General features: G+C 61.7%; 8 protein-coding genes. 4 read left to right on the top strand and 4 right to left on the bottom strand.

Going from position 1 to position 11,942, the window contains the following annotated elements; translation table 11 throughout:
* Positions 1-87 precede the first annotated feature (87 nt).
* The 3 genes from ACKJSM_RS20720 (at position 88) to ACKJSM_RS20710 (ending at position 3,199) form a co-directional block, all read left to right on the top strand.
* Positions 88-849 (top strand): PIG-L deacetylase family protein, encoded by a 762-nt coding sequence (locus tag ACKJSM_RS20720; protein WP_410238682.1) that lies wholly within the window; start codon positions 88-90, stop codon positions 847-849.
* Positions 850-940: 91 nt separating this feature from the next.
* Entirely contained in the window at positions 941-1,738 is a 798-nt protein-coding gene (locus ACKJSM_RS20715) for an endonuclease/exonuclease/phosphatase family protein (protein ID WP_410238681.1), read from the top strand.
* 390 nt (positions 1,739-2,128) lie between these two features.
* Positions 2,129-3,199 carry an autotransporter domain-containing protein gene (locus ACKJSM_RS20710; protein WP_410238680.1) on the top strand — a complete coding sequence of 357 codons (1,071 nt, stop codon included), beginning with the start codon at positions 2,129-2,131 and terminating at the stop codon, positions 3,197-3,199.
* A 65-nt stretch (positions 3,200-3,264) separates the two neighbouring features.
* On the opposite strand, the gene glgB is transcribed toward ACKJSM_RS20710, so the two are convergent.
* The 3 genes from glgB to ACKJSM_RS20695 form a co-directional block, all read right to left on the bottom strand.
* Positions 3,265-5,505 carry a 1,4-alpha-glucan branching protein GlgB gene (gene glgB / locus ACKJSM_RS20705; protein ID WP_410238679.1) on the bottom strand — a complete coding sequence of 747 codons (2,241 nt, stop codon included), beginning with the start codon at positions 5,503-5,505 and terminating at the stop codon, positions 3,265-3,267.
* 2 nt (positions 5,506-5,507) lie between these two features.
* Complete coding sequence (treS, locus tag ACKJSM_RS20700) at positions 5,508-8,849, bottom strand: maltose alpha-D-glucosyltransferase (RefSeq protein WP_410238678.1); 3,342 nt, start codon at positions 8,847-8,849, stop codon at positions 5,508-5,510.
* A gap of 172 nt (positions 8,850-9,021) precedes the next feature.
* Positions 9,022-11,019, bottom strand: coding sequence for an alpha-1,4-glucan--maltose-1-phosphate maltosyltransferase (locus ACKJSM_RS20695; RefSeq protein WP_410238677.1), 1,998 nt, complete (start codon positions 11,017-11,019; stop codon positions 9,022-9,024).
* Between the two features lie 216 nt (positions 11,020-11,235).
* On the opposite strand from ACKJSM_RS20695, the gene ACKJSM_RS20690 reads away from it, so the two are divergent.
* On the top strand, positions 11,236-11,394 hold the full coding sequence (locus tag ACKJSM_RS20690) for a hypothetical protein (RefSeq protein WP_236178446.1): 159 nt from the start codon (positions 11,236-11,238) through the stop codon (positions 11,392-11,394).
* Here ACKJSM_RS20690 and ACKJSM_RS20685 read toward each other — a convergent pair whose 3' ends face one another.
* Complete coding sequence (locus ACKJSM_RS20685; RefSeq protein WP_410238676.1) at positions 11,395-11,931, bottom strand: MgtC/SapB family protein; 537 nt, start codon at positions 11,929-11,931, stop codon at positions 11,395-11,397.
* Between the last annotated feature and the right edge of the window lie 11 nt (positions 11,932-11,942).

Below are 11,942 nucleotides of genomic sequence, written 5' to 3'. Positions count from 1 at the left end.
TATCCACCAGCCTTCACGGGTCGTACACGCCTGGCAACATCACGGCGCGGACGACTGAGGGCGAGACACAACAAGGACGTATCACCCATGAAACCGTTATCCCTCAGCGAGAACGGCCTGCCGGCGCAGATCTGGAACAGCGCCCCGCAGCTCGACAACATTCCCGTCATCAATACCCACACTTTGGTGCCACCCGGCGCCCGCGCCGTGGTCATCGCCCCGCACCCCGGCGATGAAGTCGTGACCTGCGGCGGCCTGCTGCAACTGCTTTCCAGCCTCGGGCATCCCTTGCAGTTACTGTCGATCACCGATGGCAGCGCCAGTCATCCGGGCTCACGCCAGTGGTCGGAGAAACGCCTGAGCGTATTCCGCCCGCAGGAAAGCGTCGAGGCCCTGCGCCGCCTCGGTTTGCCGATGCACAGCCTGAAATGGGTGCGTGGTGGTTTCACTGACAACGCCCTGCACGATCAGGAATCTCAATTGATCGAGTTCATCGCCCGCTATCTGCGCCCCGGTGATGTGGTCTTCAGCACGTGGTGCGAAGACGGCACTGCCGATCATGAAGTGGTCGGCCGCGCCAGCGCCAAAGCGGCACAACAGGTCGCGGCCACCTACCACGATGTCCCGGTCTGGGCCTGGCACTGGCCGGAACGGGATCAGACGCAGATTCCCTGGCATCGCGCACGCAAGCTGCGCCTCGACACCTGGACCGTCGCACGCAAGAGCCACGCCACCCATGCCTACGCCAGTCAGCTCAATGGCGAGCCGGCGATCGGAATCGCGCCACTGTTGCCCAAGTCGATCCTGGAACGCATGCGCCTGCCCTACGAGATCGTCTTCGTCGATTGACAGTCCGTCGGGCGCGGGCGGCCAGTCAAAGTGAACTGCCCGCGCCCGGATCAGTCGCATGAACAGGCAGTCATGATTCAGAGGAGTGAACGTGTCCAGCGATCCCAAGCGTCATGTCGTCGACGCGCAGACGTCCGCCCCGTCCGCGATCCATCGCCTGCGGGTGCTGACGGTCAACACACACAAGGGCTTCACCGCGCTCAATCGACGTTTCATCCTTCCGGAGCTGCGTGAAGCGGTACGCAGCACCTCGGCCGATCTGGTGTTTCTGCAGGAAGTGGTGGGCGAACACGAGCGGCATTCCAGCCGCTACCACGAATGGCCGCAAACCTCGCAGTACGAATTCCTCGCCGACAGCATGTGGAGCGACTTCGCCTACGGCCGCAATGCCGTGTATCCCGATGGCCATCACGGCAACGCCCTGTTGTCGAAATACCCGATCCGCGAATACCGCAATCTCGACGTCTCGATTACCGGCCCGGAACGGCGCGGGCTGTTGCACTGCGTACTGGATGTGCCGGGGCATGCCGAAGTACATGCCATCTGCGTGCACCTGAGCCTGCTCGAAAGCCATCGACAATTGCAGTTGCAGCTGCTCTGCCAATTGCTCGAATCCCTGCCCGACGATGCGCCGGTCATCATCGCCGGTGACTTCAATGACTGGCAGTTGCAGGGCAATGTCGCCCTCGCCCGCCGCGACTACCTGCACGAAGCCTTCGAACGCCATCACGGCCGCCCCGCCAAGACCTACCCTGCGCGCTTCCCGTTGCTGCGTCTGGATCGGATCTACCTGCGCAATGCCAGCAGCCACGACCCGCAAATCCTCGGCAACAAACCGTGGACACATCTTTCGGATCATTTGCCGCTGGCCGTCGAAGTGCATTTGTAGCGCGATTCTGACAGCAGTCCTCACCCGCACAGTGGTGCGAAACCGGTTGCCTGGCCCGGTTTCGCAGACCGACTGTCGGTTGCAAAAGGTCTCTGCCTCGCGGTTTTCTCAGTGATTGGCACTACAAACAAGAACTTGGATAAATACGCAAAAACAAAAACTTGCATCGCCCGTTCTGACCTTACCGCTCATCGTCCAATTTCTTGACGCGAGGGCTCGGGTCTTCTTAGCTCTACCTTACTACCCCCGGAAACACTACTCGGGGCGAGCCTCAGATCACTCGTCAAAACGAGCGACCACGGGTTCGCCACGCTTCATTCGGTCGCCCCTCGTTCGGGGTAGGAGAGACGCCAAGGCGAGATACCACATGCGCTAGCAAGGTAGACCTCCATGAAAACTTCAATCACTTCACAAGAGATCAAAATCACGTTTTGCACTGTTTCAAGTTCTATCTTGCTGTGCTCGTCCATGGAGGCGCAGGCGGGTCCTGTGGCGGACGAGGCGACGCCCTGGTATCGCCAGGACATTCCGGTCATGACCCTCCCCGCCACGGTCGTGACCCCGGGCCCGCAACGTCTGAGCCCGAAACCGGATCTGCGCGGTGCCCAGTTGATCACCGAGGACCTTGCCCCTTCGGCCTGGGAGCAGCTTTACGGAGAGACTTCCCGCCAGGCGCAAACCGACGTTCTCAGCCCGGGCTTCGCCATGCCCGGCACTGGCGAAGCCAAGGGCCCCGCCGTGTTGACCCTGAAAAACAGCAGCGGCCACACCCAGCAGGTCGGGTTGATCGGCGGGGTCAGTCAGATTCAGGGCAATGGCAACGGCCTGATTACCAGCCGCGCCCTCGCCGACCCGAGCACCGACACCCTCAATCTGCAAGGCCAGAGCCTGGGCGCTTACTACAGCCTGACCGGCCCGCAGGGCTGGCACGTTGACTTGTCGGCCAGTGGCGGTCGGGTCAGCGGTTTCAGTCGCAATGAGCAAGGCGCACGTCGCGCCACCGAAGGCAATGCGATGACGTTGTCGGTGGAAGGCGGATTTCCGATCGGGCTGGGAGAAAACTGGGTGGTTGAACCGCAGGCGCAGTTGGTCAACCAGCGCATCACCCTGGATACGCCGTACGCTGGCTCGGGCAACAGGTCTTCCAGCGATATTTCTTCATGGAGCGGCCGGGTCGGTGCACGCCTGAAAGGCAGTTACGACCTCAAGGGCATGCCCGTCGAACCCTACGTGCGCACGAACCTGTGGCACACGGTGTACACCGGTAATTCGGTGACACTGGATCAGGTGGACAAGATCAGCAGCAGTCGCAAGTCTTCGACCGTGGAAGTCGGACTGGGGCTGGTGGCGAGAATGACGCCGATGGTGAGCGTGTACGTCAGTGCCGATTACAGCAGCGATGTGGACGATAACGACCTGAATGGGTTGATCGGGAGTTTGGGGATCCGGATGCGGTGGTGAGCACCCGTCATGATCGTTCCCACGCGGTGCGTGGGAACGATCAGTACTCCGCGTGGGGCGATCCGTTACGCGCTCGGGCCCTCAGGTTTGAGGATCAACACCGCCAACGGCGGCAGGTTCAGCTCCAGTGACAGCGCCTGGCCATGGCTCGCCACCTCTTCGGTGAACGCCCCGCCACCATTGCCATAATTGGAACCGGCGTAGGTGTCGGCGTCACTGTTGAGCAATTCCTTCCAGCGCCCGGCAAACGGTACACCGACGCGGTACGACTGACGCGGCACCGGGGTGAAGTTGGCCACCACCAGCACCGGCGTGCCGTCCTTGCTCCAGCGTAACCAGGCGTAAACGCTGTTGATCGCATCGTCGCCGATCAACCACTGAAACCCTTGCGGCGCATCGTCCTGCTCGTGCAGCGCCGGCTCGTCGCGGTACAGCCGGTTGAGGTCGCCAACCAGTTTCTGCACGCCTTTGTGTTCCGAGTATTGCAGCAGGTACCAGTCCAGTTGCTGGTCATGATTCCACTCGCGCCACTGGCCGAACTCGCACCCCATGAACAGCAGTTTCTTGCCCGGATGGGTCCACATGAAGCTCAAGTAGGCGCGCAGGTTGGCAAACTTCTGCCAGCGGTCGCCGGGCATCTTGTCAATCAGCGAATGCTTGCCGTGCACCACTTCGTCATGGGAAATCGGCAGGATGAACCGCTCGGACCAGGCGTAGACCAGACCGAAACTCAACTCATTGTGATGATGGGCGCGGTACACCGGATCCTGCTGGATGTAATGCAGCGAATCGTGCATCCAGCCCATGTTCCATTTATAGGCAAAACCGAGACCGCCCTGCTGGGTGCTCTGGCTGACGCCCGGCCATGCCGTGGATTCCTCGGCGATCACCAGCGCGCCCGGCGCTTCCAGTGCCACCACGTCGTTCAAGTGCCGCAGGAAATCGATGGCTTCCAGGTTCTCGCGCCCCCCATGACGATTGGGTACCCACTCGCCGGCCTTTCGCGAATAGTCGCGATACAGCATCGACGCCACCGCATCGACCCGCAGCCCATCGACATGGAAATGCTTCAACCAGTGCAGCGCCGACGCCAGCATGTAGCCGTGCACTTCGGTGCGGCCGAGGTTGTAGATCAGCGTGTCCCAGTCCTGATGGAAACCCTCCAGCGGGTTGCCATATTCGTACAACGCGGTGCCGTCGAACTGCGCCAGACCGTGGGTATCGGTGGGAAAATGCGCCGGCACCCAATCGAGAATCACACCGATGCCCGCCTGGTGGCAGGCATTGACGAAATCGCCGAACTGCTCGGGCGTACCGTATCGCGCACTCGGAGCGAACTGCGACAGCAACTGATAGCCCCATGAACCGCCGAACGGGTGCTCCATGATCGGCATCAGTTCGATGTGGGTGAAGCCCAGCTCTTTCACATAAGGAATCAGACGTTCGGCCAGTTCCGGCCAGGAGTACTGGCGCGCGACTTCGCCCAGATCATCCAGCTCGCACTGCCAGGAGCCGGCATGCAATTCATAGATCGACAGCGGCGCGTTGTGCTGCTGGCGCTCGCGACGGCCGGTCATCCAGTCCTCATCCTGCCAGTCGATCTGCAACGGCGCGGCGACTTTCGAAGCGGTGTCCGGCGGCAGGCTGGTGGCCAGCGCCATCGGGTCGGCCTTCAGCGGCAGAATGCCGTGGGCCCCAAGGATTTCGTATTTGTACAGCTCCCCTGCCTGCAGGCGCGGAATGAACAATTCCCACACGCCAGACGGATGCCGCAAGCGCATCGGATGCCGCCGCCCGTCCCAGACGTTGAAATCGCCGACCACCGACACCCGGCGAGCATTCGGGGCCCACACGGCAAAGCGCACGCCGTCTACGCCGTCGACGGTTTTCAACTGCGCGCCCAGGCAACTGCTGAGGTCGCGGTGATTGCCTTCGGCAAACAGGTACAGGTCCATTTCACCCAGCAACTGACCGAAGCTGTAAGGATCTTCCGCGACCTGCTCACCACCGGCCCAGCGGGTGCGCAACAGGTACGGCCGCGCCGACTCGAAATGGCCGACAAACAGCCCCGGCGTTTCAGTGGCATCCAGCGGCCCGAGCTCTTCGCCACTGTTCTTGTCCAGCACCGAAACGCTCAACGCGCCGGGCAGGTAAGCCCGGACAAATTGCCCGCCGGCACCATCGCCGTGGGGGCCAAGAATGGAAAACGGGTCGTGGTGTTCTGCGCGCACCAAGGCATCAATGTCTTTTGCAGCGGGCAGCAATCTTTCTTTAGCGTGACCCTGTTCCCTGTTCGAGAAACTCATGACTACTCTCCACCAAGATCGGAAAAGGGTTTGAGCCCCGTCAATAACCCATACAGACCGTGCAGCGGCACGGGCAGCCAGGTGGGGCGATTTTCGGCTTCATAGGCCACTTCGTAGGCCGCTTTCTCCAGACCGAACAACGCCAGTGCGGCGTCGGCACCTTCAGGATCTTGCCAGGCATGATCAAGACTAGCTGCCGCTTGGCGATATGCCTGGAGAAATGCGTCCCGTGCTTCACGCAAATACCGCTCCGTGACCCGCCGGCGCGCGGCTTCAGCCTCGGGGCTGTTGTCGACGTTGTGCACATTCAGGGCCATGGCCGCGGCATAGTCGAAGGAGCGCAGCACCCCACTGACGTCCTTGTACGGACTGTGCTTGCCCCGGCGCTCGGCCAGTGGCCGTGCCGGTTCGCCCTCGAAATCGATCAGGAAGGCATCGCCCTTGATCACCAGCACTTGTCCCAAATGCAGATCGCCGTGCACACGAATGCGTAAGCCGCCCGCGGATTGTTTTGCCAGTTCCTGCACATGGGCCAGGATGGTTTTCTTGTTGTCGAGCAATCGAGCGACAAGCTTCTGATCCGCCGCGTCGAGTTCGCCCTGATGTTGCTTCAGGAGTTTCAAAGCGTGCTCGACCTGCGCCCCGACGTCCTTGCCGATCGCCTGGGCATCCTTGGCCGAACTGACCTGCGGCGCGAAGTCGTTGTTGTCGCTCGGCGCTGCCAGCACCTGATGCATTTCCCCCAGGCGCTGGCCGAGCATGCCGGCGAAATCCTTCAGCTCACCGAGGGCGTTGTAGTGTTGCGCCTGTTCAGACATGGCGTCAGCCAGCTCATCGCGCAGCGCCCGTTCGAGGTTGTTCTGCGTCCATTCCCAGGCATCGCCCTGGTTGCTCAGATAGCCCTGCGCAATCATCAGCAGGTTGTCCTCGCCATCGGCGCCGCGGCGAATCACCGAACCCAGCAGCGGGGAGATATTGGCAAATCCGGCGGCGGTCAGGTAAGCGCTCATTTCCAGTTCCGGGTGTACGCCAGAAGCGACTTTGCGGATCAGCTTGAGCACCAGGCTGTTGCCGATCACCACCGAACTGTTGGATTGCTCGGCGGACAGATAGCGCACTTCGGATTCGGCGCCTAGGCCAAGGTTTTCCAGTTGCGGCGTTGCCTCGAAACGGATCTCGCCGTCACCGGATTCCAGCACCGTACCGCCCTGCATGCCTTGCAGCACCGCGCGAATAAACGCTTCAAGGCTGAAGGCATCGGTAATCAACCCGACCTGACGCACCCGGCGCACGCGGGCCAAAGCCAGTTGCTGCGGCAATGCCGGCCCGACCTGATCTTCGGATATGAAGCCGAACGGCAATTGATAGCGACTGGTCTGCCCGCCGCTCTGCACTTCGATTTCGCTCAACAGCACCGGATGCTGCGCATCGCCGAAGCGCACGCCATAGGCCAGGCTCACCTGGTCGATGGCGGCGTCCTTGCCGGCGAACCAGCGACGATTCTGCAGCCAGTTCGGCAGGATGGTCTGCTCGAGCATGGCCCGGGACGGTGCTTCGAGCAGTTCCTCCATGCGCTTTTTCAGCACCAGCGTGGTGAAGTCCGGCAGGCTCTGCGCCGGCTCGACGTGCCAGCTCGGCATCTGGTTTTCCGCCGCCAGGCCGAACCAGTAGAAACCGTAAGGCGGCAAGGTCAGCAGGAAACTCAACTGGCCGATGGGCGGGAACGCGTTACCGCCCAGCATCTCCACCGGCACCATGCCGACGTAGGCCGACAGGTCGAGCTCCACCGCTTGCGCGCTGCGCGACACGTTGGCCACGCACAGAATGATTTCGTGCTTGCCGTCCGGTCCGGTGTATTCGCGGGTGTACGCCAGAACGCGGCGGTTGGCCGGCGAAAGCATTTTCAACGTACCGCGACCAAACGCCTTCGATTGCTTGCGCACGGCCAGCAGACGACGGGTCCAGTTCAGCAGTGAATGCGGATCGCCGGCCTGGGTTTCGACGTTCACCGACTGATAGCCGTATTGCGGGTCCATGATCGGAGGCAGCACCAGACTGGCCGGATCGGCGCGGGAGAACCCACCGTTGCGGTCGATCGACCATTGCATCGGCGTACGCACGCCATCGCGGTCGCCCAGATAAATGTTGTCGCCCATGCCGATTTCATCGCCGTAATACAGGGTCGGCGTGCCGGGCATCGACAGCAGCAGACTGTTGAGCAGCTCGATGCGGCGGCGGTCGCGCTCCATCAGCGGCGCCAGACGCCGGCGGATACCCAGGTTGATCCGCGCGCGACGGTCGGCGGCGTAGTAATTCCACAGGTAGTCGCGTTCCTTGTCGGTGACCATCTCCAGCGTCAGTTCATCGTGGTTGCGCAGAAAGATCGCCCACTGGCAGTTGGCCGGAATCTCCGGGGTCTGGCGCAAGATGTCGGTGATCGGGAAGCGATCTTCCTGGGCCAGCGCCATGTACATGCGCGGCATCAGCGGAAAGTGGAACGCCATGTGGCACTCGTCGCCATTGACGCCCTCGGCGTCGGTGTCGCCGAAGTACAGCTGGGTGTCTTCCGGCCATTGGTTGGCTTCGGCCAGTAGCATGCGATCGGGGTAGTTGGCGTCGATTTCGGCGCGGATCTGCTTGAGAACGTCGTGGGTTTCCGGGAGGTTTTCGTTGTTGGTGCCGTCGCGTTCGATCAGGTACGGAATCGCATCCAGTCGCAGGCCGTCGATGCCCATGTCCAGCCAGTAGCGCATCACCGACAGCACGGCTTTCATGACTTGCGGGTTATCGAAGTTGAGATCCGGCTGATGCGAATAGAAGCGGTGCCAGAAGTACTGGCCGGCCACCGGGTCCCAGGTCCAGTTGGACTTTTCGGTGTCGAGGAAAATGATCCGGGTGCCGTCGTATTTCTGGTCGTCATCCGACCACACATAAAAGTCCCGCGCCGCCGATCCGGGCTTGGCCTTGCGCGCACGCTGGAACCACGGGTGCTGATCGGAGGTGTGGTTGATGACCAGCTCGGTAATCACCCGCAGGCCACGCTTGTGCGCCTCGGCGATAAAGCGCTTGGCGTCGGCCATCGTCCCGTAATCGCTGTGGACGCCTCGGTATTCGGCGATGTCGTAACCGTCGTCGCGGCGTGGCGAAGGGTAGAACGGCAACAGCCAGATGGTGTTGACGCCAAGATCGGCGATGTAATCGAGTTTGGCGATCAGGCCGGGAAAGTCGCCGATCCCGTCGTTGTTCGAGTCGAAAAAGGATTTGACGTGAACTTGATAGATGACCGCGTCCTTGTACCAGAGCGGGTCTTTGATGAAGGTGGCTGCCTTGGGTTTCTTCGCCATGTGAAACTCCTGTTGAATTCAATAAGGGCGCCCTGCGCAGATCGCTGATCGCTGATCGTTCCCACGCTCCGCGTCGGAATGCCGCCATGGACGCTCTGCGTCCGCTTTGGGACGCGGAGCGTCGCGGGATGCATTCCCACGCGGACGGTTCGACGCCTCGACGTGGGAACGATCAAGGGGAAGTAATGCGCCAGATTCCGAACGGCTGATACGCCGGGTCGATCCGCATGAACTGGTATTTGCCGTGCCAGTCCCAGCGATGGCCGTTCATCAGGTCTTCGCCGTGGGTGGTGGCATTGTCCGGCAGGCCCATTTCCCACAGCGGCAGCTCGAAATTCGCCTCCTGCACGTTATGCGGGTCGAGGCTGACAGCGACCAGAATGAAGTTGCTGCCGTCCGCGCTGCGCTTGCCGAAATACAGAATGTTGTCGTTCCAGGCGTTGTAGATCTTCAGGCCCAGGTGACTGTGCAGCGCCGGGTTCTGGCGGCGGATGCGGTTGAGCTGGGCGATTTCGGCAATGATGTTGCCGGGCTGGTTGAAGTCGCGGACACGGATCTCGTACTTCTCGGAATCGAGGTATTCCTCCTTGCCCGGCACCGGCGCCGATTCGCACAGCTCAAACCCTGAATACATGCCCCACAGGCCCGAGCCCATGGTCGCCAGCGCGGCGCGGATGAGAAATCCGGGACGTCCCGACTCATGCAGGAACGCCGGGTTGATGTCCGGTGTGTTGACGAAGAAATTCGGCCGATAGCATTCGCGCCACGGCGACTCATTCAGTTCGGTGAAGTAGGTCGCCAATTCGGTCTTGGTATTGCGCCAGGTGAAATAGGTGTAGCTCTGGGTGTAACCGACCTTGCCCAGGCGCGCCATCATCGCCGGCGTGGTAAAGGCTTCGGCGAGGAAGATCACTTCCGGGTACAGCGTGCGCACATCGGCGATCAGCCATTGCCAGAACGGCAGCGGCTTGGTGTGCGGGTTATCGACGCGAAAAATCTTCACGCCCTCCTGCACCCAGCCGACCACGATGTCGCGCAACTCGACCCACAGACTCGGGATCGCTTCCGGCGCATAGAAGTCGACGTTGACGATGTCCTGGTATTTCTTCGGCGGGTTCTCCGCGTATTTGATCGTGCCGTCCGGCCGCCAGTTGAACCAGCCCGGATGCTGCTTGAGCCACGGGTGATCCTGGGAACACTGGATGGCGAAGTCGAGGGCGATTTCCAGACCGTGCTCGGCAGCGGCCGCCACCAGCCGGCGGAAATCCTCGCGGGTGCCGAGTTGCGAGTGAATCGCTTCGTGGCCGCCCTCCTCGCTGCCGATCGCATACGGGCTGCCAGGATCATCCGGGCCGGCGGTCAGGGAATTGTTGCGCCCCTTGCGATGGCTGCGACCAATCGGGTGAATCGGCGTGAAGTACAACACGTCAAACCCCATGTCCTGAATCATCGGCAGCCGCGAATGCACGTCATTGAAAGTGCCGTGGCGGACAGGATCGTCGGTGATCGAGCGGGGAAACAGTTCGTACCAACTGGCAAACTCCGCCAGCTCGCGTTCGACGTCCACCGGAAATTCCGCACTGATGCTCAGGTAGGCGCGATGATCGGCCTCGGCCATCAGTTGCGCACTGCGCGAGTGCAAAAACAACGCAACCTGCTCGGTTTCGAGCAGGCCGGACAATTCGTGGTGCAGGCCGGCCAGCTGTTCGCTGAGCTGACCTTCGCTGCGCTCGGCAGCCTGCTGCACCAGGGTGCGGCCCTCTTGCAGCTCGAGGCTGACCGGGACGCCCGCAGTGTGTTTCTTCTCCAGCTCGTATTGAAAACTGGCGAACTGGTCGATCCACGCTTCGATCAGAAACAGATAGCGGCCCATGCGCTGTGGCTGGAACACACCGCGCCAGCCGTTATTGCCCTGATCGGACATGACCTCGGTCTGCCACGACTCGTCGCCCTCTTCGCGCCAGCGGATACGCACCGCCAGTTTGTCGTGACCGTCGGCGAACACCTTGCTGGTGACCACGATCTTGCGGCCAGCAATGGCCTTGACGGCAAACTGGCCGCCATCGAGGGTTGGCGCGGTGTCTTCAATGACGATGCGCGGCAACAGCAAAGCCTGCGACAGCGGCATGTGCGGGTTGTAGCTCTGTTCGGCGGGTTTTTCAGCAGTCATTGAGCATCTCTCCTTAACGCCCCAAGGACGCTCGTTTGCCTGTTTGGCGTTCACGGCCGGGCCTGGGCCCGGATGAACTCTCTCAGGTTCCGAGCGGCCGTCGCCGGGAAAAGTTCACAGGGATTTGCCCCGCTACAAAATCGGATCGATTTCGCAGTGAAGTGGTCAATCCACTTAAGCACGTCCCACGCCAAGTGCCACACGGAGGTTCACCCGATGACTATCCCGATTCCCGCCGAAACACCGGATCCGAACATCGACAAACCGATCCTGCCCGAGACCGAGCCACAGCCGATTCCCGAACAGGAGCCGCCTGGCACCACGCCACCGCCCAAGGAAGAACCGCCGACGACCATGCCGCCGGTGATCGTCTGATCAGCGCGGATCGTTGGGGTCCTTCTCGATACGATCCTTATCCGGTTCATCCTTCTCGAAGACGCTGACGATCCGCGGCATGACGCTGAAGATCCCCAGCGCCAGCAACGTACTGAGCACCGCTGTCGACTCGCGGCCCAACCCGGCCGCGACGCCGATGGCGGCGGTCAACCACAGGCCGGCGGCGGTGGTCAGGCCCTTGACGTGGCCTTCGTCACCTTCGTGGTTCTTCAGGATGGTGCCGGCGCCGAGAAAGCCGATGCCGGCGATGACCCCTTGCACCACCCGGCTCATGGCGTCGGCCTGGGACCCGGACAATTGCGGCACCAATACAAACAGCGCCGCGCCGAGGGCCACCAGCATGTGCGTTCGCACCCCGGCGGCTTTGCCTTTGTGTTCACGCTCGAAGCCGAGAATCCCGCCCAATATCGCCGCCGTCAGCAGGCGCACGGTGATCCGGGTCAGCTGCGACGCATCGTCGATGTCAGCGAATTCCGCTTGCAGGGTTTCCCACACTTCATGCCACCAGGCGTTCATCGTCCAGTCCT

Source organism: Pseudomonas sp. PHC1 (assembly GCF_046487845.1).
Taxonomy (GTDB): Bacteria; Pseudomonadota; Gammaproteobacteria; order Pseudomonadales; family Pseudomonadaceae; genus Aquipseudomonas; species Aquipseudomonas sputi.
The sequence above is the reverse complement of the archived record's forward strand: the minus strand, read 5'-3'. Positions and strand labels throughout refer to the sequence as shown.

Excerpts from the sequence above, each read along its gene's own strand:
- ACKJSM_RS20690 (WP_236178446.1), top strand. The coding sequence starts at position 11,236 with ATGACTATCCCGATTCCCGCCGAAACACCGGATCCGAACATCGACAAA.
- glgB (WP_410238679.1), bottom strand. The coding sequence starts at position 5,505 with ATGAGTTTCTCGAACAGGGAACAGGGTCACGCTAAAGAAAGATTGCTG.
- ACKJSM_RS20695 (WP_410238677.1), bottom strand. The coding sequence starts at position 11,019 with ATGACTGCTGAAAAACCCGCCGAACAGAGCTACAACCCGCACATGCCG.
- ACKJSM_RS20710 (WP_410238680.1), top strand. The coding sequence starts at position 2,129 with ATGAAAACTTCAATCACTTCACAAGAGATCAAAATCACGTTTTGCACT.
- ACKJSM_RS20720 (WP_410238682.1), top strand. The coding sequence starts at position 88 with ATGAAACCGTTATCCCTCAGCGAGAACGGCCTGCCGGCGCAGATCTGG.
- treS (WP_410238678.1), bottom strand. The coding sequence starts at position 8,849 with ATGGCGAAGAAACCCAAGGCAGCCACCTTCATCAAAGACCCGCTCTGG.
- ACKJSM_RS20685 (WP_410238676.1), bottom strand. The coding sequence starts at position 11,931 with ATGAACGCCTGGTGGCATGAAGTGTGGGAAACCCTGCAAGCGGAATTC.